This window comes from Paraburkholderia strydomiana (genome assembly GCF_031456815.1).
Taxonomy (GTDB): Bacteria; Pseudomonadota; Gammaproteobacteria; order Burkholderiales; family Burkholderiaceae; genus Paraburkholderia; species Paraburkholderia caledonica.
The window spans coordinates 866,899-889,994 of record NZ_JAVDVL010000001.1 but is presented as its reverse complement, the minus strand read 5'-3'; the positions used below and the strand labels follow the sequence as shown (position 1 = coordinate 889,994).

Annotated in this window: 24 protein-coding genes; 11 read left to right on the top strand and 13 right to left on the bottom strand. The window is 62.1% G+C overall.

All coding sequences use genetic code 11. From position 1 onward, the window contains the following. The first annotated feature begins 1 nt into the window (after position 1). Together J2W46_RS03980 and J2W46_RS03975 are read left to right on the top strand one after the other, a co-directional pair. Positions 2–1,561, top strand: coding sequence for a DHA2 family efflux MFS transporter permease subunit (locus J2W46_RS03980; RefSeq protein ID WP_310351477.1), 1,560 nt, complete (start codon positions 2–4; stop codon positions 1,559–1,561). A 93-nt stretch (positions 1,562–1,654) separates the two neighbouring features. Further along, on the top strand, positions 1,655–1,981 hold the full coding sequence (locus J2W46_RS03975; RefSeq protein ID WP_088174228.1) for a hypothetical protein: 327 nt from the start codon (positions 1,655–1,657) through the stop codon (positions 1,979–1,981). A gap of 133 nt (positions 1,982–2,114) precedes the next feature. On the opposite strand, the gene J2W46_RS03970 is transcribed toward J2W46_RS03975, so the two are convergent. After that, on the bottom strand, positions 2,115–3,086 hold the full coding sequence (locus J2W46_RS03970) for a LysR family transcriptional regulator (RefSeq protein WP_020066577.1): 972 nt from the start codon (positions 3,084–3,086) through the stop codon (positions 2,115–2,117). 100 nt (positions 3,087–3,186) lie between these two features. On the opposite strand from J2W46_RS03970, the gene J2W46_RS03965 reads away from it, so the two are divergent. From J2W46_RS03965 to J2W46_RS03940, 6 genes are all read left to right on the top strand, one after another. Further along, positions 3,187–4,263, top strand: coding sequence for an ABC transporter ATP-binding protein (locus J2W46_RS03965; protein ID WP_310351474.1), 1,077 nt, complete (start codon positions 3,187–3,189; stop codon positions 4,261–4,263). A 63-nt stretch (positions 4,264–4,326) separates the two neighbouring features. Next, positions 4,327–5,037: an HAD-IA family hydrolase gene (locus J2W46_RS03960; protein WP_310351473.1), complete on the top strand. Its 711-nt coding sequence runs from the start codon at positions 4,327–4,329 to the stop codon at positions 5,035–5,037. A 3-nt stretch (positions 5,038–5,040) separates the two neighbouring features. Then, complete coding sequence (locus J2W46_RS03955; RefSeq protein ID WP_310351471.1) at positions 5,041–6,390, top strand: NAD(P)/FAD-dependent oxidoreductase; 1,350 nt, start codon at positions 5,041–5,043, stop codon at positions 6,388–6,390. After that, complete coding sequence (locus J2W46_RS03950) at positions 6,387–7,298, top strand: ABC transporter permease (protein WP_310351469.1); 912 nt, start codon at positions 6,387–6,389, stop codon at positions 7,296–7,298. The genes J2W46_RS03955 and J2W46_RS03950 overlap by 4 nt, the downstream gene beginning before the upstream one ends. Continuing rightward, positions 7,295–8,089, top strand: coding sequence for an ABC transporter permease (locus tag J2W46_RS03945; protein WP_087753552.1), 795 nt, complete (start codon positions 7,295–7,297; stop codon positions 8,087–8,089). The genes J2W46_RS03950 and J2W46_RS03945 overlap by 4 nt, the downstream gene beginning before the upstream one ends. 29 nt (positions 8,090–8,118) lie before the next feature. Next, on the top strand, positions 8,119–9,546 hold the full coding sequence (locus J2W46_RS03940; RefSeq protein WP_310352030.1) for an aldehyde dehydrogenase family protein: 1,428 nt from the start codon (positions 8,119–8,121) through the stop codon (positions 9,544–9,546). Here the strand turns inward: J2W46_RS03940 and J2W46_RS03935 are convergent. From J2W46_RS03935 to J2W46_RS03905, 7 genes are all read right to left on the bottom strand, one after another. Next, complete coding sequence (locus J2W46_RS03935) at positions 9,543–11,249, bottom strand: GMC family oxidoreductase (RefSeq protein WP_310352028.1); 1,707 nt, start codon at positions 11,247–11,249, stop codon at positions 9,543–9,545. The genes J2W46_RS03940 and J2W46_RS03935 overlap by 4 nt on opposite strands. Before the next feature lie 150 nt (positions 11,250–11,399). Further along, positions 11,400–12,410 (bottom strand): ABC transporter substrate-binding protein, encoded by a 1,011-nt coding sequence (locus J2W46_RS03930; protein WP_310351463.1) that lies wholly within the window; start codon positions 12,408–12,410, stop codon positions 11,400–11,402. 234 nt (positions 12,411–12,644) lie between these two features. Continuing rightward, positions 12,645–13,346, bottom strand: coding sequence for an RNA polymerase sigma factor (locus J2W46_RS03925; RefSeq protein ID WP_310351462.1), 702 nt, complete (start codon positions 13,344–13,346; stop codon positions 12,645–12,647). A gap of 13 nt (positions 13,347–13,359) precedes the next feature. Further along, positions 13,360–13,710 (bottom strand): cupredoxin domain-containing protein, encoded by a 351-nt coding sequence (locus tag J2W46_RS03920; RefSeq protein ID WP_310351459.1) that lies wholly within the window; start codon positions 13,708–13,710, stop codon positions 13,360–13,362. Then, positions 13,703–14,236: a DUF4142 domain-containing protein gene (locus J2W46_RS03915; RefSeq protein WP_310351456.1), complete on the bottom strand. Its 534-nt coding sequence runs from the start codon at positions 14,234–14,236 to the stop codon at positions 13,703–13,705. The genes J2W46_RS03920 and J2W46_RS03915 overlap by 8 nt, the downstream gene beginning before the upstream one ends. Before the next feature lie 94 nt (positions 14,237–14,330). Continuing rightward, positions 14,331–15,641, bottom strand: coding sequence for an MFS transporter (locus J2W46_RS03910; RefSeq protein ID WP_310351455.1), 1,311 nt, complete (start codon positions 15,639–15,641; stop codon positions 14,331–14,333). A gap of 199 nt (positions 15,642–15,840) precedes the next feature. Continuing rightward, positions 15,841–16,935: a tartrate dehydrogenase gene (locus J2W46_RS03905; protein WP_020066563.1), complete on the bottom strand. Its 1,095-nt coding sequence runs from the start codon at positions 16,933–16,935 to the stop codon at positions 15,841–15,843. Between the two features lie 109 nt (positions 16,936–17,044). Between J2W46_RS03905 and J2W46_RS03900 the strand changes: the two genes are divergently transcribed. Further along, positions 17,045–17,965, top strand: a complete 921-nt coding sequence (locus J2W46_RS03900) for a LysR substrate-binding domain-containing protein (RefSeq protein WP_027804395.1) — start codon at positions 17,045–17,047, stop codon at positions 17,963–17,965. A gap of 52 nt (positions 17,966–18,017) precedes the next feature. After that, positions 18,018–18,401: a VOC family protein gene (locus J2W46_RS03895; RefSeq protein WP_088174237.1), complete on the top strand. Its 384-nt coding sequence runs from the start codon at positions 18,018–18,020 to the stop codon at positions 18,399–18,401. Between the two features lie 39 nt (positions 18,402–18,440). Here J2W46_RS03895 and J2W46_RS03890 read toward each other — a convergent pair whose 3' ends face one another. Beyond that, positions 18,441–18,767 carry a DUF4148 domain-containing protein gene (locus tag J2W46_RS03890; RefSeq protein ID WP_310351450.1) on the bottom strand — a complete coding sequence of 109 codons (327 nt, stop codon included), beginning with the start codon at positions 18,765–18,767 and terminating at the stop codon, positions 18,441–18,443. A gap of 197 nt (positions 18,768–18,964) precedes the next feature. Here J2W46_RS03890 and J2W46_RS03885 point away from each other — a divergent pair, with 197 nt between their 5' ends. Continuing rightward, complete coding sequence (locus J2W46_RS03885; RefSeq protein WP_020066559.1) at positions 18,965–19,753, top strand: COG4705 family protein; 789 nt, start codon at positions 18,965–18,967, stop codon at positions 19,751–19,753. A 63-nt stretch (positions 19,754–19,816) separates the two neighbouring features. On the opposite strand, the gene arsH is transcribed toward J2W46_RS03885, so the two are convergent. The 4 genes from arsH to J2W46_RS03865 all read right to left on the bottom strand — a co-directional run bounded on the left by arsH (position 19,817) and on the right by J2W46_RS03865 (position 22,901). Beyond that, entirely contained in the window at positions 19,817–20,581 is a 765-nt protein-coding gene (gene arsH / locus J2W46_RS03880) for an arsenical resistance protein ArsH (RefSeq protein ID WP_310351449.1), read from the bottom strand. Positions 20,582–20,593: 12 nt separating this feature from the next. After that, positions 20,594–21,421, bottom strand: coding sequence for an arsenate reductase (glutaredoxin) (gene arsC / locus J2W46_RS03875; RefSeq protein ID WP_310351448.1), 828 nt, complete (start codon positions 21,419–21,421; stop codon positions 20,594–20,596). A 9-nt stretch (positions 21,422–21,430) separates the two neighbouring features. Beyond that, positions 21,431–22,501: an ACR3 family arsenite efflux transporter gene (gene arsB, locus J2W46_RS03870; protein ID WP_310351445.1), complete on the bottom strand. Its 1,071-nt coding sequence runs from the start codon at positions 22,499–22,501 to the stop codon at positions 21,431–21,433. Positions 22,502–22,568: 67 nt separating this feature from the next. Continuing rightward, on the bottom strand, positions 22,569–22,901 hold the full coding sequence (locus J2W46_RS03865) for an ArsR/SmtB family transcription factor (RefSeq protein ID WP_310066330.1): 333 nt from the start codon (positions 22,899–22,901) through the stop codon (positions 22,569–22,571). Positions 22,902–23,096 lie beyond the last annotated feature (195 nt).

Sequence of the window (23,096 nt, the reverse complement as noted above, 5' to 3'; positions counted from 1 at the left end):
AATGAATCAATCGACGCGACCTGCAACGCTTCCGCCTTTGACGGGCGGCAAGCTTGTGCTCGCAACGCTTGCCGTAGCGCTGGCCACGTTCATGAATGTGCTCGACTCCTCGATTGCGAACGTGGCTATCCCGACTATCGCGGGCAACCTCGGCGTATCGGTCGATGAAGGAACATGGGTGATCACGCTCTTCGCCGCAGCCAATGCAATTTCGATTCCGTTGACAGGTTGGCTCACGCAGCGTGTCGGGCAGATCAAGCTGTTCGTCTGGGCGATATTGTTGTTCGTCATGTCTTCGTGGCTATGTGGAATAGCGCCGAATCTGCCGGTTCTGCTCGCCGCGCGCATTTTGCAAGGCGCGGTAGCGGGCCCGTTGATTCCGCTTTCGCAAGCCATTCTGCTGGGCTCGTATCCGAAGGAGAAGAGTTCGCATGCGTTGGCGCTCTGGGCAATGACAGCGACTGTCGGCCCGATTGCGGGGCCTGCGCTCGGTGGCTGGATTACGGACAGCTATTCGTGGTCGTGGATCTTCTACATCAACATTCCGGTTGGGCTTTTTGCTGCGGGTGTGACATGGGCGATCTACCGCACGCGCGAGTCCCCAACGAAGCGTTCGCCGATCGACAAGATCGGGCTGATCTCGTTGATCGCGTGGGTCGGTTCCCTGCAGATCATGCTCGACAAGGGTAAGGACCTCGACTGGTTCAATTCCCCGGTAATCGTGGCGTTGACTGTCTTTGCAGGGATCAGCTTCGCATTCTTCGTGATCTGGGAGCTGACCGAGAAGAACCCGGTCATCGATTTGAGGCTGTTCGGCGGCCGCAATTTTCTTGGCGGCACGGTTGCGATTTCGGTTGCGTATGCGGTGTTTTTCTCCAACCTCGTCTTGCTGCCGCAGTGGATGCAGGGTTACCTGAACTACCGGTCCGTCGATGCAGGTCTCGCGACGGCGCCGCTCGGCATATTCGCCGTGATCCTTGCCCCTGTGATGGCGAAGATCATGCCGCGCTCGGATGCGCGCGTTCTCGCAACGTTGGCCTTTGTCGGCTTTGCGGGCGTGTTCTTCATGCGTTCGCACTACACGACAGGCGTGGATACCTGGACGCTCGTATTGCCCACCTTGTTGCAGGGCATACCAACCGCATTGTTCTTCGTGCCGCTGACCGCAATCATTCTTTCCGGCCTCGCGCCCGAGAAGATTCCCGCCGCCGCGGGTTTGTCGAATTTCGTGCGGGTGTTTGCGGGCGCAGTGGGAACGTCTCTTGCCGCAACCGGCTGGAACGATCGCACCATCTTGCATCACGCGAGACTGGCTGAGCAGACGGGCGTCACCAACCCTGTTTTCACTACGGCACTGGATTCGGCGCAAGCTGCTTTGGGAGGAAGCCGGTCTCAAGCAATGGCATTCTTCGAACACTCGATGAACACCCAAGCCGCCATGCTTGGACTCAACGACATTTTCTGGTTGTCGGCTGTGATCTTCGTATTGATCATTCCGTTGATCTGGGTGACGAAGCCGGGCAAGACGAATGCTGCGGCGGCCGCTGCAGCGGGGCACTAGGAACTGGCACGCCCACGCCGCCATTCGGCGTGCCTAAGTCGACGAACTTCCTGCCAGGCAGTTCTGTCCAAATCACGTAGGCTGGAGTCGATCATGAAGCCGTTCTACGTTGCCGCTACTGCCGTTATTGCCGTCGCCACTATGCTGTTGGCCGGCTGTTCGTCGGCGTGGCCGCCGCCCGGCGAGCCAGTCGCCTCACACGTTTCGGCTACCACCGAAACTCGCACCTCGTCCGCTTATCAGGGCGCAAAGCCAGCCACGGCAGCCGCGCCGGTCGCAAGGCCGCCGGCGCTGAGCGTCGGTGTCACCGATCCCGGCACGCAATTGATTCTTCCCTGGTTTCTCGCTGACATCGTCAATGCGGTCAATACGCGTCAGTCGTTCGGCGACTTGATGCACACGATGAAAAACGGGCTTTGATCTGCCGTTGGTCCGTCGCGTTGTCTCGCTGCTCGCAGGCGATTTCGGAATTGGCCCGCGCACACTGCGGCCGGAGTTTCCGCGCACCACGCGCTCTCACAGCGACGTGGCGGCGGCACTGCATTACCTGCCGTCAAACGATAGCGACGCCGCATTCCTTGAACGCCCCGCGCAATCCCAATTGCGGGTACGCGCTCTCCAACGTGCGTAAATCGGCCCGCATTTCCTCGACGATCCAGTCGCGCACGTTCGCGACGATGGGCCGCAAAGGCCGGTTCGCGGGCGACACCAGACAGCAGCGCCTATTGGTCACGAGGATTTCTTCTTCAGCGGGGACGAGTGCGCGTTGCGACAGCCAGTGCGACACCACGTTCAGCCAGCCAAGCGCGATGCCCTGGCCGAGCAGCGCCGCCTGCACGACGATCGCGTAGTCGTTGAAGCTGAGCATGCTCGCGACGCGCCGGCCGTGCTGCTCGAACGCTCCAAAACGATGGTGCCAGCCGCGCTCTTCGTCGTCCATCACGATGACGGTGTCGCCGTGCTCACGGCCGGCGTCTGTGAGCGACGTTTCCTGATAGCGCGGATTGCACACGGGCAACAGGGTTTCGGGCATAACCAGCACGCTGTTTTCGTCGATGTCGCCGGCCTGCATGAAGCGCATGCCCAGATCGACATCGACAAGCGGTCCACCAATGCGCCCGGAAATGAGCTGAAACCGCAGATCGATTGACGGGAACGCCTCGTTCAGGCGGCTCATGCGCGGCATCAGCCAGTGCGTCGTAAATCCCGTGGATACCGACAGCGTGACCGATTCCACGCCCGTAGCACGCGCTTCTATTTCACGTATCGCGCTTTCTATGCCGTTGAATCCTTCGGAGATCTTGGTGTACAGAATCCGCCCGCTTTCGGTGAGTTCAATGCCGCCGCGCACGCGCTCGAAGAGGCGCACTCCGATGTGATCTTCCATGCGGGCGAGCATACGGCTCACGGCAGGCTGGCTCACATAGAGTTCTTGCGCGGCACGCGTGAAGTTGCCGCAACGAGCGGCAGCCTCGAAGACGAACAGCGCATTCGCGCTCGGCAGTTTTTTGCGTAGATTCGGCATGACTTGATGTTATGCCCGATCCAACAATTTGGGAATTGCCGCCAAAAAGTTTGACACCTATATTTTCCCTAATGCAGGCCCTTCAGCGAGAGCAAACGCAATGGACGCACGAGCGAAAACAGGAGTCTCCATCCGGTCGGCAGCGAAGCGCTATGGACCCGTAATCGCGCTGGACGACGTCTCGCTCGACATCGAGCCAGGCGAGTTCGTGTCGCTGCTCGGACCGTCCGGGTCCGGCAAGACGACGCTGCTCGGCATCCTCGGCGGCTTTGTTCAGCCGAGTTCCGGCTCGGTGTGGGTCGGCGAGCGGGACATTACATTTGCGCCGCCGCACAAACGCAACATTGGCATCGTGTTCCAGAACTACGCACTTTTTCCGCACATGACGGTGGGCGAGAACGTCGCGTTCCCGCTGCGCGCGCGCCGCGATCCGAAAGCGGGGTGGGCGGCGAAAGTGGCCGACGCGCTCGCGATGGTCGAACTGAGCGGCTATGAGTCCCGCGGCATCAGTCAGCTTTCCGGCGGTCAACGTCAACGCGTCGCGCTTGCAAGAGCAATGGTCTTCGAGCCGCAACTGATCCTGATGGACGAGCCGCTTTCCGCGCTCGACAAGCAGCTGCGCGAAACGATGCAGATCGAGTTGCGGCGTCTGCATCGCAAGCTCGGCGCGACGATTGTCTACGTGACGCATGACCAGCGCGAGGCGCTGACCATGAGCGATCGCGTGGCCGTATTGAAGAACGGCAAGCTCGTGCAGATCGATACGCCCGAGCGTCTCTATGACCGGCCTTGCGACGCGTTCGTCGCGAGCTTTATCGGCGAGGCGACGCTGCTCGATGTGAGCCGCGCCGGCGACGACGCCGTACGCCTCGGCGACGCGGTGTTGCGAACCGCGCACCCGTTGCCGCGCGGCGAGCGTTTGCTGCTTGCCGTGCAGACAGAAAAGCTCGTGATCGACGCCCGTCCGGCAGAGCCTGCCGCCAACCGGCTCTCGTGCCGCGTGACCGAAGTGCTGTACCAGGGAGAAAGCCTGCGCGTGTTCGCGACACTGGCTGACGGCACCTCGATCAGTCTGCGCCAGCCCGGCAATCACAACGCACGTAGCCGCATTCCGTCACCGGGCGAACAGATGACCGTTGTGCTCGATCCGCAGGACACGATCGTCGTGCCCGCCTGACTCTCCCCGCCCGCCCGGGCATACGTCTTACGAAATTAACGCAACCCGCAAAAGGATGATGCAATGAAGCTCACCGATTTCAAGGTCCTGACGTTCGACGTCGTCGGCACGCTGATCAACTTCGAACAGGGCGTGCTTGCGTCCGTGCGGAGCCTTGGCGGCGCGGCGGCGAAAGATCTCACCGACGACCAGATCTTCGAGCCGTATATGCGCGGACGCGCGAAGTATCCGGGTCGTTCGAGCCACGAAATGGCGAACGTGTATCTGTATCTTGCCGGCGAGCTCGGCCTGCCCGACGACGCGCAATCCGCGGCGGCCTTCCAGCGCGACGTGCTGGAGTGGCCCGCGTTCGAAGACTCGGTCGAGGCCCTGAAGCGCCTGCGCAAACATTATCGCCTCGTCGCGATGACCAACGCGGACCGCGTCGCGTTGTCGGCCTACGCACATACCCTGGGCGACCCTTTCGACGACACCGTGTGCTGTGACGAAACGGGCGTCGCGAAACCGGACCCGCAGTTCTTTGCGTACAACCGCGGACGTCAGGCGGCATTCGGCTTCAAGTTCAACGAGATCCTTCACACCGCGCAAAGCCAGTATCACGACATCGGCATCGCGACGAAGCTGGGTTACTCGACCTGCTGGATCGAGCGACGCCAGGGCATGAAGGGTTTCGGCGCGACGCCGGTGCCCGAAGCCGTCACCGCGCCCACGTTCAAATTCGCAACGCTCGGCGCGCTCGCTGACGCGGTCGAAGCCGAAGCGCGCGCTGCTTAAGCCATGCTCGCGCCCGCCCTCCACAACGACTCGCAGCGGCCGCAGCCCGACTCGCTATGGCGTGCGATGGCCGCCCGCGTGGCGCAACGGCAGCCGCCCGTGAGCACGGGCGCGCCGCTCGCGCGCGATCTGGCGGTCGACGTGGCCGTGATCGGCGCGGGTTATTCGGGCCTGTCGGCCGCGTACGCGCTGCAAAAGCGCGGCGTCGATTGCGCCGTGTTCGATGCGAACCCGGTCGGTTGGGGCGCGAGCGGGCGCAACGGCGGGGTGGTGTCGTCGAAGTTCCGTTTGTCGTTTCCGCAGATCGACAAGCTGCACGGACTCGATACCGCGAAGCGCATGCACCGGCTCGCGCACGACGGCGTGCGAGTGGTCGAATCGTTCATCGACGAGTTCAAGCTCGAACGAGCACACTTCGAGCACACAGGCAGCTTGCGTTGCGCGCACACCGAGCGCGCGTTCGCCGCGATCTGTGCGGAAGCCGACTGGGTGCGGACGCAGTTGGGCGACACGTCGATGACAGTGCAGTCGCGCGAAGAAGTGAGGCGCGAGACAGGATCGAGCGAGTTTGTGGGCGGCGTATTGAGCGGGGATGCAGGCACGATTTTGCCGCTCGAATATGTGTACGGGCTCGCGCGAGGCCTCACTGCGCGCGGCGTGCCGATTTACGAAACGACGCCGGTTGTGGAAATGACGCGTTCGCAAGGCGGGCCCGCCGGCGTCGTGCTGCGAACGCCCGGCGGCACGGTGCGCGCGAGACAAGTCATTGTCGCGACCAACGCGTACTCCGATCTCACGTCCGCGACCGCTGCCTACCAGCGTGAACTCGTGCCGTTTCGCAGCGCAATGATTGCGACGGAACGCCTGCCCGCGGAACTCGATAATCGGCTCATGACGCAGCGCCGCAGCTATACGGAAACGCGGCGCATGATGAAGTGGTTTCGCAAGGTCGACGGCCGTATGCTGTTCGGCGGACGCGACGCGTTCGGCAAGGAAGGCCAGGCGACCGGCTTCGACGCGCTGCGACGCGCGATGGTCGCGCTATTTCCCGATCTCGCGGATCTGCGTATCGAATATCAGTGGTCCGGCTATGTCGGCATGACGTTCAATGCGTTGCCGCATGTTGGCCGCAGCGACGACGCCACGACCTTTTGTCTGGGGTATAACGGAGCGGGTGTCGCGATGGCGAGCCTGCTTGGCCAGCATGCCGCAGCGCTCGCACTCGGCGAGACGCCTGAGCTCGCGTTGCTCGGCCAGCAAGGCTTGCGGCCCGTGCCGTTCCATTCGTTGCGCGCGCCGGGCGTTCGCGTCGTTGCCGCGTGGTACCAGTTTCTCGACGCCGTGGGTGCATGATGACGACAGCCAAACGGATTCTCCAGGACCCCGCCCTGATGCAAACACTTGCCACGGACCCGTCGGTGCGCCACCAGCAACGCGAAGACCGCGCGATGCTGCTGCTGCTCGCGCCCGCATTGTTCGTCGTGGTCGTGCTCCTGGTGGTGCCGCTTGCATGGCTGTCGTGGCAGTCCATCTGGCATGACGGCGGCTTCACGCTCGTCAATTACCGGCGCATTTTCACGGGCACCTATCTCGACACGTTCCTCATGACGTTCAAGCTCAGCGTCATCGTGACGGGCGTGACGTTGCTGCTGGGCTATCCGGTTGCGTACTTTGCGGCGTCGGTATCGCCGCGATGGAGTGCGCTGATACTCGGCATGGTGATCCTGCCGTTCTGGACCAGCGTGCTCGTGCGTACCTATGCGTGGCTCGTGCTGCTGCAGCGCACCGGTCTCATCAACAAGGCGCTGCTTGCGACGGGTCTTGTCGATCGCCCGGTGCAACTTGCGTATAACCAGTTCGGCACCATTCTCGCGATGGTGCACATTCTGTTGCCCTTCATGGTGTTGCCGCTGTATTCGGCGATGCAGAAAATCCCCGCTAATCTTTCGCAGGCCGGCGCCAGTCTCGGCGGCTCGCCAATGCACGTGTTCTGGCGCGTGTTCCTGCCGCTATCGATGAGCGGCGTCGTGGCAGGCGCCACGCTGGTATTCGTACTGTGCCTCGGTTTTTACATCACGCCCGAACTGATGGGCGGGGGCAAGTCCATCATGGTGTCGATGGTGGTGAGTCGCAACGTCGAGATTTATAACAGTTGGGGCGCTGCGAGCGCGGTCAGTGTCGTGCTGCTGCTCTGCGTGTTCGCGATTTTCTATGCCGCGAGCCGCGTGATTCCCCTGGAAAAGACCCTGGGCGCGAAATGAACAAGATCCCGTTCGGCAGAGTCGTGCTCGGCGTGCTCGTCGTGCTGATTCTCGTGTTTCTGATGCTGCCGGTGCTGATCGTCGTGCCGCTGTCGTTCTCCGACACGCGCTTCATGACGTTCCCGCCGCCCGCCTATTCATTGCGCTGGTATCACGCGTTCTTCGACAACCCCGCGTGGATCGACGCGGCTCGCACGACGCTCGTGGCGTCCGTATGCGCAGCGGTGCTCGCGACGCCGCTCGGCATCGCCGCGGCCTATGCGATCCAGCACGGCACGCACTGGTCGATGCGCTATCTGCGCACGCTGCTCATGTTGCCGCTGATGGTGCCGATCATCATCGTCGCGGTGGGCGTGTTTTTCGTATTCACGCAGGCCGGTTATGTGAATACGCTGGGCGGCCTGATCGTCGCCGATACGATGCTCGGCCTGCCCTATGTGCTGATTTCTGTGGGCGCCGATTTGCGCACGTTCGACCGCACGCAGGAGATGGTCGCGCGCAGCCTCGGGATGAATCGCCTGCGCAGCTTTCTTGCGGTGACGCTTCCGCAGATCAAGGCGAGCGTGATTTCGGGTGCGGTGTTCGTCTTCATTCAGGCGCTCGACGAAACGGTGGTTGCATTGTTCATCTCGGGCGGCACGAACCAGACGCTCACGCGCCGCATGTTCGTCACGCTGCGCGACGAGATCGATCCCACCATCGCCGCGATCAGTACGATGCTGACCGCGTTGACGTTGTGTCTCGTGATGATCGTCGTCGTGAGCCGCCGTTCTTCGGCGGCGCGGGCGTGATGTCTTTGAACTTTCTCTATGGGAAGCGGATGTCGAACGCACTGAAGTTTTATATCGACGGCGCCTGGGTCGAGCCGTCGGGCACCGCACGTCTGCCCGTGGTCGATCCTTGCACGGAAGAAGTCTTCGCTGAAATCGCGCTAGGCAATGCAGACGATGTCGAGCGCGCCGTGGCCGCCGCGAAGCGCGCGTTCGAGTCGTTCTCGCAGATCGGGCCTACCGGGCGGATCGCGCTGATCCGCCGGATACTCGACGCCTATATGGCGCGCTACGACGACATGGCCGACATCATCTCGCGCGAGGTTGGCGCGCCGAAAGCGCTTTCGCATGCGTGGCAGGCCGCGCTCGGCAAGCGTCACCTCGAAGAACTGCTCCGAACGTGCGAGACGTTCGCATGGCAGCGCAAGAAAGGGACGACGCTCGTCAATCATGAGCCGGTCGGCGTGGTCGCGTTGATCACGCCATGGAACTGGCCGATCAATCAGATAGTCTGCAAGGTTGCTCCCGCGATCGCGGCCGGCTGCACGATGGTGCTCAAGCCGAGCGAAGTGTCGCCGCTCAACGCCGTGCTGTTTGCCGAGATTCTCGACGCAGCCGGTGTGCCGCCCGGCGTGTTCAATCTCGTGAATGGCGATGGCCCGACTGTCGGCGCCGCGCTGTGCAGCCATCCGGACGTCGACATGGTGTCGTTCACAGGATCGACGCGGGCGGGCGTCGAAATCGCAAAGCTCGCCGCACCGACCGTCAAGCGGGTGCATCAGGAACTGGGCGGCAAGTCGGCGAACATTCTTCTCGACGATGTCGACTTGGAAGCGGCTGTGACCTCGGGCGTGAACTCGTGCTTCAGCAACAGCGGCCAGTCGTGCAACGCGCCGACGCGCATGCTCGTGCCGGCAGCGCGGCACGAAGAGGCCGTGCGCATTGCACAGCGCGCGGCGGCCGCACACCGCGTGGGTCGTGCAGACGACGAAACGACGACGATGGGCCCGGTCGTCAGTGACGTGCAATATGCTCGCGTGCAACGGCTGATCGAAAAGGGCGTCGAGGAGGGCGCGCAACTGGCGGCGGGAGGCCCCGGGCGGCCCGACGGTTTGACGCGCGGCTACTACGTGCGGCCCACGGTGTTCGCGAACGTGGACCCGTCGATGACGATTGCGCGCGAGGAAATCTTCGGTCCCGTTCTCGCGATCATGCCGTATCGCGACGACGAAGATGCCATTGCAATCGCGAACGATACGCCATTCGGCCTCGCTGCCTACGTGCAGTCGGCGGACCTGGCGCGCGCCCGGCGTGTGGCGTTCCGTCTGCGCGCGGGCAGCGTCTATGTGAATTATCCGTCGTGGGACCCAGGCTCGCCGTTCGGCGGCTACAAGCAGTCAGGCAACGGCCGCGAGTACGGCGAGTGGGGCCTCGAGGCGTTTCTCGAAGTGAAGGGTATCGTCGGCTACGGCGATTAGGAGCCACTCGAACGGCCGCGCAGCAGATCGGCGATGCGCTCGGCGATCATGATGGTCGGCACGTTCGTGTTGGCGCACGGAATAGACGGCATCAACGACGCGTCACACACGTGTAGATGTTCGACACCGTAGACTGCGCCGCGCGCATCGGTGACAGCGAGTGGATCGTCGGCGGCGCCCATGCGGCAGGTCCCCGACGGATGCCAGGTGCCGCCCACGGAGCGCGTGACGAACTGCGTGAGCGCGGTGTCGTCGGCGAGCAGTTCGCTCAGCGTCACCCCTTGAGTCACGACGCGCCGCACGAGCGACGCCCGTAACGGGCCGGCGATGTCGAGCAACAAGCTCAGCGCGCCGCGCTGCAACGCGTTCCACGCGCCTGGCACTGCAACGGCTGCGACCCGCGGCGAATAGCTCGACGGGAATACTGTGCCGAGATGCGCGGCCATCGCTGGCGCGGACAGAGTCTGTGCGCCTAACCGCAGCGCGAGCTTCAGCCGTTCGAGATCGCGCGCATCGGACAGCATGGCGAAGTCGACCTCGGGTTCATCGAACGCGCTCGACGATTTCAGTTTCAGTCGTCCACGCGAATACGATTTGTTGACCCAGAAAAACATCGTGCCGAGACGGTAGCCGACCGAGTGCCAACCCGAGCGCGACAGTATTGCGCCGTGCATGTCGCCCGGCACGGTGCCGGGCAAGCCCGACGAAAAGCGCACGATTGCCTGTTCGTGATGCTCGTGGCGAAAGGGCGTGCGTGCCGCGCGAGGCAGATAGGCGGACACCGCAATAGACGGATGCTCCATCAGATTGCGGCCCACGCCTTCGCGATGTGCGAGCACGTCGATGCCCAGTGCGGCAAGTTCGTCAGCGGGACCGATACCGCTTCTCAGCAACAGCGCCGGCGAGTGAATAGCACCGGAGCACACGATCACGCAGCCGGCCCGAATGTCGTGATGCGTACCGTCCGGCCGGATCATGCGTGCGCCGACCGCACGCCGTCCGTCGAACAGAATGCGTTCGGCGGTCTCGTGGGTGCAAACGGCGAGGTTGGATCGCGCGCGCACGGCTTCGTCCAGATAACAAACGGACGTGGGTATGCGTTCGCCGCCCGCGCTTACTGCGATCGACCCGATGAAGGTGCCGTCTTCCCACGCGCCGTTCTGATCGGCGCGCAATGGATAATCATGTTTCAACGTATCGAGCACGGCTTTCACGAACGGCGAGATGCGCGTCCACGCAGTGCGCTGAATGCGCAGCGGGCCGCTCGCGCCGTGCAGGGCGCTGATACTGACGTCGCTGGAATTGCCGAAATCATGGTCCGTTTCGAGCTTGCGAAAGTAGGGTAGACACGCTTCCCAGTTCCAGCTCTGCGCGCCGAGTGCTTGCCATTCGTCGTAATCGGCGGGCGCGCCGCGGTTGGCCATTAATGCGTTGATCGCGGAGCCGCCACCGAGCAACCGCGCCTGTTCATAGCGGCGCAATGCGGCAGGCGCGCTCATGCGCGCTTTCAACTGCTGCCAGATGTTCGTGCTGTCGAGGTAGGCGCGACCGGGATAGCGGCTGCGAATGTCGGCTGGCATTGTCGCCTGCGAGATGTCGCGACCCGCTTCGACGAGGCACACGGTCTTGCTGGCGTCTTCGGAAAGACGAGCAGCTAGCACGCAGCCTGCCGATCCGCCGCCAAGAATCAGATAATCGATCACGTTGGATAGATAAAGACTGTGGGGCTCGTGGCTGTAAATGCGATCCATGCGATGAATGCGCTGGATGCAATGAGCGCCGCAAGGTACAAAACGCCCGCGATGAACCGTGTTCCCGCGGGCGCTTCAATCGTATGGCGAGCAGTGCGCAAGCTACTGCATGAACTTCAGCCACCGCGCTTTTGCCTGGATGCCTGCATCCGACGCCCACCAATCTTCAGACATCAGTGCCTGTTTCGCGGCGTTCTCCGGCGAGCTTGGCAATTCGCTTGCGCGCTTGGCCGTGATCTTGCCGGTCTTGAACGCCGCGGGGTTCCCTGGACCGTAGTCGATGTAAAGCGGCAGGTTGGCCTGCAACTCGGGTGACATTGCAGCGTTGAGGAAGCGCATCGCGTCGGTCAGATTCGGCGCGTTCTTCAGCACGCACAACTGCGTGTTTTGCAGAATGCCGTCGTTGAATGTGAAATCGACATCGGGATTGTCCTTGCGCACCGCGCTCGCGCGGCCGTTCCAGATCATCGTCATGTCGACCTCGCCGTCGTGCAGCAATTGCGCGGACTGGCCACCGGAAGTCCACCACACGGTGATGTCGGGCTTGATCTGTTGCAGCTTCTTGAACGCGCGGTCGACGTCGAGCGGATACAGCTTGTCGCGCGGCACACCGTCGGCGAGCAGGGCGGCTTCCAGTACCGTTTGCGGATCGTTGCGCAAGGCTCGGGTGCCTGGGAACGCCTTCACGTTCCAGAAATCGGCCCAGCTTTGCGGTGCCTTTTTCAGCGTTTTCTTGTTGTAGCCGATCACAGTCGAATAGAACTCATACGCGACCGAGTACGGCGTGCGGTACTTTTCCGGCATCGCGGCAGCGTTGGGGATCTTCGAAAAGTCGAGCTTCTCGAGCAACCCCTCGCGGCCGCCGCGCAGACAGTTGGAGGTGGGCGTGTCCACCACGTCCCAGATCGGCTTGCCGGTAACGGCCTGAGCCTTGATCTGCGGCCACGCGTCGGGAATGCTGTCCTGGTTGATGGTGATGCCCAGTTCCTTCGCAGCGGGGTCGAGAATCGCCTTGGTCTGGGCTTCCTGATACGTGCCGCCTTGCGACACGAAGGTGATTTTTCCTGCGGCGAGAGCAGGCGCCATGCTCATTGCGCTCAACACAAGAGTCATGGCAAACGGGCGCAACCTTGGCATGCTTATCACGACTTCTCCTCGATACGGTTGAAGCGAAAGACATCATCCAGGTCGGCGCGAATGCGCCTGCGGCTTGCGGCCGGAGGGGCAAATAGCGCTGGCTTGACTGGAAATATAGTGAGTCAATTTGACCGGGGCAACGCCGCAATTGTTGGAGCGGCCATGACATGGCGTTATGTCTGCCGGCGTCGCTTGCGGCGCTTCAGACGTCTAACTCCTTTCGCCGCGCGTGTCGATTCGCGACATCACATTCGCGACGATCCTGTCGCAGCGCGCGCCGGCGAACCCGAACAGTTCGCTCCCTGCGAGGTCGATGTCTCGCGCCAGTGATTCGCGCAGCAGGCTTTTCGCACGGAAATGCCGGCTACGCACGGTGGCTTCGGCAATGTCGAGGCATTGCGCGGTTTCCTCGACGCTCAGCTCTTCCACTGAACGGAGGACGAATACCGTGCGGAACGATTCTGGCAGCTCGTCGAGTTTGCGCTCGATCAGCGCCCGCATTTCCGCGCGCGCCACGGCGCGGTCGGGGGATTCAGAGTCGGACGGATGCATGGCTTCGAGATCGAGGTCGGCAGTGTTCGAACTGATTATCGGAAAGACATTTTCGCGGCGCGCATGACGGCGCAGCCGGCCGTAGCACTCGTTCAGCACGAGGCGCGAAAGCCAGGTCGACAACGCGGAGTCGCCGCGAAACTGGCTCAGCGAACGATACGCGCGGAGGTACGCGTCCTGCAGGGCGTCTTCGGCTTCAGCGTCGTCGCGCAGCGTGGCGCGCGCGAGCCGGTAAAGCCGTCGATTATGGCGGCGCATCAACAACTCGAATGCGGGCCGATCCCCAGCGACTATGCGCCGTACGATCGCGAGATCGTCGTCGGCGTCGGATATCGACGGCACAGTGGCTGTCTCGGTCATTGCGAGCGGGCTCTCATCGAACGGTCAGTGCACCGTGCATGGTCGGGTGAAACGTGCATCCGTAGGGAAAAGTGCCGGCCTTGCCCGGCTCGTACGACCATGATGCGCTCGCGGCAATGCTGCGCGAATCGAATGCACGAGTCTCGGCCGTCGCGGTATGGGGAAAGATGTCCTTGTTGATCCATACAACGCGGTCTCCTCGCTTCACGGTCAAATCCGGCGGATTGAATTGCATGTTCTCAATCGCGACCACATATGTCTTCGGCGCCGCAATCGCGTTTGCCGCAAGCAATGCCAGCGTCGCACAAGCGAGCGCCGTACATCCACGAACGGCGGCGCCGGGCGCACACCGCCGCTTAACCACTGCTTTTCTCCAGCGACGCCTGCAGATGCTTCGCATGCTCGAGATGCGCGACGAAGGCGGGCCGGACCTTTACGAGCAGCGCTTTCAGCTCTTCGTTCTTTGCGCTCGGAATCAGCGTTTTATCGAGCGCATCAAGCACGTTTTCATGGTAGGTCACTTCATGATCGATGTACGCGCGATCGAAGGCCGAGCCTCTCAGCTTCTTGAGAGCCGCGAGGTTTGCATCGCCGCCTTGCTTCAGGCTTTGGCTCGTGCCGTTGTCCTCGGGCGTCACATTCAGCTTGTGCACGAGATCGCTGGCTGATTGATTGACCGCGCCGTGATCGGTGACCATCTGTTGCGCGAACGCCTTGACGTCGCTCGACTTCGAGCGCGACTCGGCGAGCTTGCCGGCGTCGATATCGACCTGATTGGCCGTGACGACGATCGCCGCGATCTGCGGATCGGTCGGACCGGCGCTTTGAGCCCAGCTAGCGAGACTGACGAGCGCCAGCGCGCCTAGCCAGTGAGGGTGGGTGAGTTTCATGCGGATTCTCCCGTTCGACCAACGTTTCGTTGCATACGACGTTGGATGTCACGACGGAGAATCCTGTTCCCAGTTCCCGGACGAGCGTATGCCGTCAGTGGCCGTGGCCCTCGCCGGCCGCCACCGGTGTCTGCTTCGACTGCCGGCTCAGCATCAGCGTGACGACAGCGGACAGAGCCAGCGTCGCGCCGACCACATAGAGGCCCGCCGAATAGCCGCCCGTCACGTTCTTGAGCCACCCGATGGCGAACGGACCGACGAATCCGCCGAGATTGCCGATCGAGTTGATCATGGCGATTCCCGCGGCCGCGCCGGCGCCCGACAGGAACATGCTCGGCATTGCCCACAGCGGCGCCTTCGCCGCGCTGATGCCGACGTTCACGATGACGAGGGCGAGCACGATCATCAGCGCTGTTGAGGCGTTACCTGCGAACACAAAGCCAAGGCAGGCCAGCGCGCACGGAATGACGACGTGCCATGTACGCTCTTCGGTACGATCCGAATGCCTCGCCCACAGGATCATTGCGACCACGGCGGCGATGCTGGGGATGCCGGCGAGCAGGCCCGTTTCGAACGAGCCGAAGCCGTACTGCTTGATGATCAGCGGCGCCCATAAGCCGAGCGTGTACAAGCCCGCGGAGGTCCCGAAGTAGATCAGCGCCAGAGCGAGAACGCGTGGATCGCGCAGTGCCCTCATTGCACCGGCCGTGTGGCCTGCGTGCGACTGGCGTGCGTCGGCTTCCGCCTTCAGTTTCGCGATCAGCCAGTCGCGCTCTTCCGGCGCAAGCCATTGCGCCTTCGACGGCGTGTCGGTCAGATACTTCAGCACGAAGAAGCCGAGGACGACAGCCGGCAGCGCTTCCAGGATGTAGAGCATCTGCCAGTCCGCGAAACCGGCTATCGATGGAAGCTTCATGATCGCGCCGGAAATCGGCGAGCCGATAGCGGTGGAAATCGGCGCGGCCGCCATGAACCATGCGGCGGCGACCGCGCGCTGACGAGTCGGAAACCACAAGCTCAGATACAGGATGATGCCGGGAAAGAAGCCCGCTTCGGCCACGCCCAGCAGAAAGCGCAGCGCATAGAAGCTGTTGGGCCCGACGACGAACGCGGAAGCCAGCGAGACGATGCCCCAGGACACCATGACGCGCGCAATCCAGCGGCGCGCGCCGACCTTGTGAAGAATCAGGTTCGACGGAACCTCGAACAGAAAGTAGCCGATGAAGAAGAGGCCGCCGCCGAATCCGAATGCAGTCGGTGAAAGACCGATGGCCTTGTTCATGGTCAGCGCGGCAAAACCCACGTTGACGCGGTCCAGAAAACTCACGAAGTACAGCAGCATTACAAACGGGATAATCCGCAGCATGAGCTTGCGGGACACCCGGCTTTCGAGGTCAGTCATCATTGTCTCCTCCTTGGAGGCGTGGGCTGTGCTCGCTTGCAAACGCAGCGCAGCGCCGCGCGCGCCGCAGCCGTCGGATGCGGCTGTTGGGCGGCTGTCGGGCGGCTGTCGTTAGGCGCTCGTGAAGCGCTTCTGGGGCGCTTATGAAGCGCTTGTTCCGGCGCGCGTTACACGGCGCGAACTGTGGTCGCGTGATCCAGACTTACGCGGCGTTGGCAGCGGGCGCTGCGGCCCGCTCGATGAACGCGCAGACGGCAGCGGTCACCTGCGCGGTAGTCGCCGTTCCGCCGAGGTCGCCGGTATGCAGCGACTTGTCGGCGGTCACGGCTTCCACTGCCTGCATCACGCGGTTTGCGGCATCGAGTTCGCCGAGATGTTCCAGCAGCATCACGACCGACCAGAAGGTGCCGACCGGATTGGCGAGACCCTTGCCCATGATGTCGAACGCGGAGCCGTGGATGGGTTCGAACATCGACGGAAAGCGGCGTTCCGGGTCGATGTTGCCGGTCGGCGCAATGCCGAGGCTGCCGGCGAGCGCGGCGGCGAGATCGCTGAGAATGTCCGCGTGCAGATTGGTGGCGACGATCGTATCGAGGCTCGCCGGACGATTGATCATGCGGGCCGTGGACGCATCCACCAGTTCCTTGTCCCATGTGACGTCGGGGAATTCCTTCGAGACCTGTAGCGCGATCTCGTCCCACATCACCATTGCGTGACGTTGCGCATTGCTTTTCGTAATCACCGTCAGCAGTTTGCGCGGACGCGACTGTGCGAGGCGGAAGGCGAAACGCATGATGCGCTCGACGCCGGCACGCGTCATGATCGACACGTCGGTGGCAGCTTCAATCGGGTGGCCCTGATGAACCCGGCCGCCCACGCCGGAATATTCGCCTTCCGAGTTCTCGCGCACGATTACCCAGTTCAGGTCTTCGGGCTTGCAGCGTTTCAACGGTGCGTCGATGCCGGGCAGGATGCGGGTCGGGCGCACGTTCGCGTACTGGTCGAAGCCCTGGCAGATCTTCAGACGAAGTCCCCACAGCGTTATGTGGTCCGCAATGTCCGGGTCGCCCGCCGAGCCGAACAGGATAGCGTCCTTGCCGCGAATCGCGTCGAGTCCGTCTGCCGGCATCATCACGCCATGCTTGCGGTAATAGTCGCCGCCCCAGTCGAAGTTCTCGAATTCGAACGCGAACGACTTCGTGGTTCTGGCGAGCGCTTCGAGGACTTGCGCGCCCGCCGGCACGACTTCCTTGCCGATGCCGTCGCCGGGAATGGTTGCGATGCGATAGGTTTGCATGTCTCCGGTCCTTCAGATGTTGTAGATGTGAGTGACTCTATCGATATCTGGACGCAAAAACCGGTGCTAGACTCAAAGCATCTTTAACTCTAATTCACAAGTGACGCCGATGCGCGACACCGTCCAGCCGGCCGATTTGAGCTTTTTCTCCACGCTCGCCGCGTCCGGCAGCCTGAGCGCGGCGGCACGTGAGCTGGGGCTGACCGCAGCGGCCGTGAGCAAGCGGCTCACGCAGATGGAGAGCCGCGCCGGCGTGGCGCTCGTCAATCGCACCACTCGCCGGATGATGCTCACGCCCGAAGGCGAGCTGTATTTGCAGCATGCGCGCAGGATTCTCGACGAGATCGACGAACTTGCGGAGTTGCTCGGTTCGGCGAAGAAGAGTCCGAAAGGGCTGCTGCGCGTCAACGCGACGCTCGGGTTCGGGCGCAGCCACGTGGCGCCTGCTATCTCGCGTTTTGTCGCGAAGTATCCGCAGGTGTCGGTGCAGCTTCAGCTATCGGTCACGCCGCCGCCGCTCACTGACGATACATTCGACGTCTGTATCCGTTTTGGCGAGCCGCCCGATACGCGGGTGGTCGCGCGCCGCCTCGCAGGCAACCGGCGTCTGCTGTGCGCGGCGCCTTCGTATATCGCCTCGCACGGCCTGCCGATGACGCCGCACGATCTGACGCGGCACAACTGTATCGGCATTCGCCAGGGCGACGAAGCGTATGGCGTGTGGCGACTGACGTCGGGCAAGGGTGCGTCGCGCAAGACGGAAGCGGTGCGGATCAAGGGCACGCTGACCACCAACGACGGCGAGATCGCGGTGAAATGGGCGCTCGAAGGGCACGGCATTCTGCTGCGCGCGGAGTGGGACATCAAACAGTATCTGGCCGATGGCTCGCTCGTTGTGGTGCTGCCCGATCACGAGACGCCGAACGCGGATATCTTCGCCGTGTACTCGCAGCGGCATCAGATGTCGAACCGCATTCGCGCGTTTGTCGACTTCATAGCCCACGACTTGCAGGACGGAGCGGTTGGCTAATTAGGCTTCGAGTATATTGATTCAATGCGTAGCTACCGGATGGAGGCGCAGCATGAGCGTGCAGCTAAACCATACTATTGTCTGGTGCCGGGACAAGCAGGCGTCGACACAGTTTCTGGGGGACATTCTCGGCCTTCCGGCTCCGATTCCGTTTGGGGAAATGCTGGTCGTGCAAATGGCCAATGACGTGTCGCTAGATTTCTATGAAAGCGATGATCCGATCTCCATGCAGCACTACGCATTTCTAATCAGCGAAGAAGAATTCGAGCGCGCGTTCGCGCGTATACGCGAGCGAGGCCTCGAATACTGGGCCGATCCCGGCAAACGGCGCGCTGGAGAAACGTACACGCACAACGGTGGCCGCGGACTCTATTTCGACGACCTCGATGGTCACTTTCTCGAGTTGATGACGCGGCCTTACAAGGTTGGCGCATAGGTTCTCTCGTAGCGTGGGTTAGATCGGCGACTGTTCTTCTCACTGCATCGGCATTGCCGGCATTGACTGCATTGCCGGTTGGCCGTCGACGGACGCGTTCTGCTGGGCCGCATGCATCGCGGCAACTTTTCGTTCTGCTTCCTGAATGTCGGCCGGATAGTTGGGGTCGTCGCCGACAGACGGGTTATATCCGGCGGCTTCGAGTTCTTCGAGTTCATGCATGACTTCAGCACGCGTAAGTTGATGCGAGCCGGGGGAGGGCGATGCTTGTGCGTGCGCCCATGTCGATGTGATCATCAACGCGGTGCTCGCCACCATCGTGATGAATGAGCGCGATACTGCGCGGTCTGCATACGTGCGTTTCATGGCAGTGCTCCTGGATTAAGAGCGTATCGACCGAACCCGGTTTGAGTTCGTTTTGACGTGCTCTGCATCGGTTAACCGGTGTAGCGGGTAACTTATTCCCGGCTGCGAACGCCAATAACTCCGCCAGCTTAAGCAAGCGTTAACCTCGGGCGTTTAAATTGGCGTGCTTAATGCAGCTACGAAAAAAGGAGTGACTGATGAAAGACAGCGCCATGAACTTTGCAGACCAGGCCGTCAGCAAAGTGCCGCAAGTGACGTTGGGCTTCTGGGTGATCAAGGTCGCGGCCACCACGCTGGGTGAAACGGGCGGAGACTGGGTGTCGATGTCGCTGAAGCTCGGTTACCTGATTGGCTCGGCGATCTTCTTCGTGTTCTTCGTCGCGCTCGTCTCCGCGCAGATCAAGGCGCGCGACTTCCATCCGTTCCTTTATTGGGCGACCATCATCGCGACCACGACGCTTGGCACGACAATGGCCGACTTCGCGGATAGATCGCTCGGCATCGGTTACCCCGGAGGCGTCGCGTTAGTCGTCGCATTGCTAGCGGCGAGTCTCGCGGCCTGGTATCGCTCGCAAGGCACGGTGTCAGTGGAAAGTATCGTCACGGCTAAAGCGGAGTGGTTTTACTGGGTCACCATCCTGTTCTCGCAAACGCTCGGCACCGCTCTCGGAGACTGGGTCGCGGGCGAAGATCGCGGCGGGCTCGGCGTGGGTTACGAATACGGAGCAATGATCTTCGGCGCGGGCTTGCTCGTGGTGGCCGCCCTGTATTTCTGGTCGCGCGTGTCTCGCACGGCGCTTTTCTGGGCAGCGTTCATTCTGACGCGTCCCCTCGGCGCGACGCTTGGAGATCTGCTCGACAAGCCTGTCGCGGAGGGCGGGTTGCACGTGAGTCGCTTATACGCGTCGGTGATTCTGCTTGTGTTTATCGTCGCCTGTATCGTGCTTCTGCCGCAGCGCCCCGCGAGACGTGCACCTGCTGTATAACGATGCGTCGATGCGAGGCGAACTGGAACGCCTCATGGCCGTTCACTCGGATGGCAGCGAGCGCTACTCAACCTCGCTGTCGTCCGTGTCGGCAATTTGAGCACTCTGTTCATGACTCATGGCGGCACTCGCAAGCGCCGTTACGGCTGCCGGTGCCCGCTCCTTGCGCTCGCTGTAGCGGTCGGTCAGGTAATCGGAACGGTCGCGTACGAGCAGCGTGAATTTGAAGAGCTCTTCCATGACATCGACCACCCGATCGTAGTACGGCGACGGCTTCATCCGTCCGTTCTCGTCGAACTCCTGAAATGCCTTGGCCACCGAGCTCTGGTTCGGGATCGTCACCATGCGCATCCAGCGGCCTAGTACGCGCAGCGCGTTGACTGCATTGAACGACTGCGAGCCGCCGGACACTTGCATGACTGCCAGCGTGCGCCCCTGCGTGGGACGGACGCTGCCGGAATCGAGCGGCAACCAGTCGATCTGATTCTTGAAAACGCCTGTGAGCGCGCCGTGACGCTCCGGGCTGCACCACACCTGACCCTCGGACCATATCGATAGCGCGCGCAGTTCCGCGACCTTCGGGTGGTCCGGCGGGACACTATCGGCAAGCGGAAGGCCGTGCGGATCGAACACCTTTGTCTCCGCGCCGAACTGCTGAAGAATCCGCTCTGCTTCCAGCGTCAGCAACCTGCTGTACGACGTTGGCCTGAGTGAGCCGTATAGAAGAAGAATGCGCGGCGGGTGTTGCGATAGCGCGCGTGGCTCGAGCTTCGTGAGATCGGGTATGTCGAGATGAAGAGGGCTGATGTTCGGCAGATCGGTCGGCATGGGCTATGGCGCTTAAAGGGTGATGGCACGCGAAAGCAGGACGGCGCTCGACGGACACAAGTCGGTAGCCTGACGTGTGGCGAGGATCGATGCGGGGGCCGCGTCGCGGCTGACCGGCTTGAAGCCGGACTTCTCGAAGAACGCCGATTCATTCGTGGTGAGCAGCCACCCGGTGCGGGCGCCCGCATCGAAAGCTTCGCGCAAAAGAACGGCGAGCACGTTACGGCCGATGCCTTTGCGCCGCTGCTCGGGCGCCACGACAAGCGACCGGATCAGTACATCGCGTCCGTATTGCTCGAATCCGCCATAACCAAGATGGACACCTGCCAGCGTCGAGAACGTGAAGAACGAGCGGCCAGACTCGCTAAGATCGTTGACGGGAAGTTCCGCATCGCGCAGTGCCTGCACAAACTCAGCGTTGTCACGTGCGATGCGCCGGGCCACGATAAAAGGCGCGCCTTCTTCCTTCAGGATTTCGCGGTCGGGCATGCTTGCAAGGAGGCCGGCCGCTGCATCGGAAGGGCGGCACAGGCGTGTGCCTTGCGGCGTCACGACTATCGGCCGGTTGATCAGTATCGGATGGGCGAGCATTGCGTCGATCAGTTCTGCGTCGCTCACTGCCGGATCGTCGAGTCCGAGTTCCTTGTATGGTGTGCCCTTCGTGCGCAGCATGTCCCGGACCGCCATTCCGCTGTCGGCTATCAGGCGTTCGAGCGTTGCGCGATCAGGCGGATTTTGCAGATACTCGATCACGAGCGGGTTTTCACCGGCTTCGCGCAGCAGCGCGAGCACGTTGCGTGACGTGCCGCAGTCGGGGTTGTGATAGATGGTCACGCGCATCGTTTGTCCTCAATATGTTCGGGTTTCGTACCAATGTTGCGTCCGGTTCACGACGCCGACGACCAGCAGCATGACGGGCACTTCAATGAGTACACCGACTACGGTGGCGAGTGCTGCGCCCGACTGGAATCCAAACACGCTGATGGCGGTTGCCACTGCCAATTCGAAGAAGTTGCTCGCACCGATCAGGCTCGACGGACCGGCCACGCAGTGCGCGACACTGAGCTTGCGGTTGAGCAGATAGGCGAGGCCCGAGTTCAGCAACACCTGGATCAGGATCGGTACGGCCAGCATCGCGATCACCAGCGGCTCGCTGACAATGGCCCGCCCCTGGAACGCGAATAACAGCACGAGCGTTGCGAGCAGCGCGCAGATCGAATAGGGGCCTAGTCGGGCGACCATGTGTTGAAAGCGCGCATCGCCATGCCGAAGCAGCCGGCGGCGCACGATCTGCGCAATGACAACAGGGATGATGATGTAAAGCCCCACTGAAGCGATAAGCGTGTCCCACGGGACTGCAATCGCGGACAGGCCGAGCAGCAGTGCAACGATCGGTGCAAAAGCGACGATCATGATGGCGTCGTTCAGCGCGACCTGCGAGAGCGTGAAGTACGGATCGCCCTTGCAAAGCTGCGACCAGACAAACACCATTGCCGTGCACGGCGCGGCGGCGAGCAGGATAAGTCCTGCGACGTAGCTGTCCAGCTGGCCCGACGGCAACCATGCGGCAAAGACATGGCGCACGAAGATCCAGCCGAGCAGCGCCATCGACAACGGTTTCACAAGCCAGTTGACGAACAGCGTGACACCGATGCCGCGCCAGTGCTCCTTCACCTGCGCCATCGCACCGAAGTCGATCTTGATGAGCATCGGCACGATCATGACCCAGATCAGCACGCCGACCGGAATGTTGACGTGCGCCACTTCCATGCGTGCAATTGCCTGGAACACCAGCGGTAGCCAATGCCCGAGCGCGATGCCTGTAACGATGCAAAGCGCGACCCACACCGTCAGATACCGCTCGAAGAAACCGATACAAGGCGACTTTGAATGACGTGCCGTTTGCTCGAGACTGCTCATGGGTGAATCCGTAATGGAATAGTGGCGGCTGCTGAGATGCGCTGCAAGATGGCGACGTTGGCAAAGTTCATGTCGCCGCTCCTTTACACTGCGGCGCGGCTCCAACTGCACAGCCCGCACCCGCACAACAGTTCTCGGTGAGGAAACCGACGAGTCCGCTCATCGCTTCGAAGTTGGCCGAGTAATAGATAAAGCGCCCTTCCTGCTGACCTGTAACCAGCCCGGCGTGCGAAAGGTCTTTCAGATGGAATGACAGGCTCGACGGTGACAGTCCGACCTGCTGCGCGATGTCCCCTGCCGCCATGCCTTCGGGACCAGCTACCACCAGCGCCCGGAAAATGGCGAGTCGCGATTCATGAGCCAGCGCGCCGAGCGCGCGTACAACGAGGTTCGAGTCCATCGCAGCATGATAGGGCTGTCGATTCGATAATTCAAGTATTCTTGAAATGACAGGCGTGCGGACGCGGCTGAGCGAATCGATATTGGTTGGCTTTGAACTGCGAGGGGGAAGCGAAAGCAGTAAGACGCCAGCGGCGCCGGCGTCTTACCGATAGGAATAACTGCGTGATTGCGTAATGTCCAGTTGCAACGCCGG

Bases quoted from the DNA above. Each gene is read 5' to 3' on its own strand.
- J2W46_RS03915 (WP_310351456.1), bottom strand. From the start codon at position 14,236: ATGAAACTCACCCACCCTCACTGGCTAGGCGCGCTGGCGCTCGTCAGT.
- arsH (WP_310351449.1), bottom strand. From the start codon at position 20,581: ATGCCGACCGATCTGCCGAACATCAGCCCTCTTCATCTCGACATACCC.
- J2W46_RS03865 (WP_310066330.1), bottom strand. From the start codon at position 22,901: ATGGACTCGAACCTCGTTGTACGCGCGCTCGGCGCGCTGGCTCATGAA.
- J2W46_RS03980 (WP_310351477.1), top strand. From the start codon at position 2: ATGAATCAATCGACGCGACCTGCAACGCTTCCGCCTTTGACGGGCGGC.
- J2W46_RS03960 (WP_310351473.1), top strand. From the start codon at position 4,327: ATGAAGCTCACCGATTTCAAGGTCCTGACGTTCGACGTCGTCGGCACG.
- arsB (WP_310351445.1), bottom strand. From the start codon at position 22,501: ATGAGCAGTCTCGAGCAAACGGCACGTCATTCAAAGTCGCCTTGTATC.
- J2W46_RS03885 (WP_020066559.1), top strand. From the start codon at position 18,965: ATGAAAGACAGCGCCATGAACTTTGCAGACCAGGCCGTCAGCAAAGTG.
- J2W46_RS03945 (WP_087753552.1), top strand. From the start codon at position 7,295: ATGAACAAGATCCCGTTCGGCAGAGTCGTGCTCGGCGTGCTCGTCGTG.
- J2W46_RS03925 (WP_310351462.1), bottom strand. From the start codon at position 13,346: ATGACCGAGACAGCCACTGTGCCGTCGATATCCGACGCCGACGACGAT.
- J2W46_RS03970 (WP_020066577.1), bottom strand. From the start codon at position 3,086: ATGCCGAATCTACGCAAAAAACTGCCGAGCGCGAATGCGCTGTTCGTC.
- J2W46_RS03895 (WP_088174237.1), top strand. From the start codon at position 18,018: ATGAGCGTGCAGCTAAACCATACTATTGTCTGGTGCCGGGACAAGCAG.
- J2W46_RS03975 (WP_088174228.1), top strand. From the start codon at position 1,655: ATGAAGCCGTTCTACGTTGCCGCTACTGCCGTTATTGCCGTCGCCACT.
- J2W46_RS03905 (WP_020066563.1), bottom strand. From the start codon at position 16,935: ATGCAAACCTATCGCATCGCAACCATTCCCGGCGACGGCATCGGCAAG.
- J2W46_RS03940 (WP_310352030.1), top strand. From the start codon at position 8,119: ATGTCGAACGCACTGAAGTTTTATATCGACGGCGCCTGGGTCGAGCCG.
- J2W46_RS03890 (WP_310351450.1), bottom strand. From the start codon at position 18,767: ATGAAACGCACGTATGCAGACCGCGCAGTATCGCGCTCATTCATCACG.
- arsC (WP_310351448.1), bottom strand. From the start codon at position 21,421: ATGCGCGTGACCATCTATCACAACCCCGACTGCGGCACGTCACGCAAC.
- J2W46_RS03930 (WP_310351463.1), bottom strand. From the start codon at position 12,410: ATGACTCTTGTGTTGAGCGCAATGAGCATGGCGCCTGCTCTCGCCGCA.
- J2W46_RS03950 (WP_310351469.1), top strand. From the start codon at position 6,387: ATGATGACGACAGCCAAACGGATTCTCCAGGACCCCGCCCTGATGCAA.
- J2W46_RS03900 (WP_027804395.1), top strand. From the start codon at position 17,045: ATGCGCGACACCGTCCAGCCGGCCGATTTGAGCTTTTTCTCCACGCTC.
- J2W46_RS03965 (WP_310351474.1), top strand. From the start codon at position 3,187: ATGGACGCACGAGCGAAAACAGGAGTCTCCATCCGGTCGGCAGCGAAG.
- J2W46_RS03910 (WP_310351455.1), bottom strand. From the start codon at position 15,641: ATGATGACTGACCTCGAAAGCCGGGTGTCCCGCAAGCTCATGCTGCGG.
- J2W46_RS03955 (WP_310351471.1), top strand. From the start codon at position 5,041: ATGCTCGCGCCCGCCCTCCACAACGACTCGCAGCGGCCGCAGCCCGAC.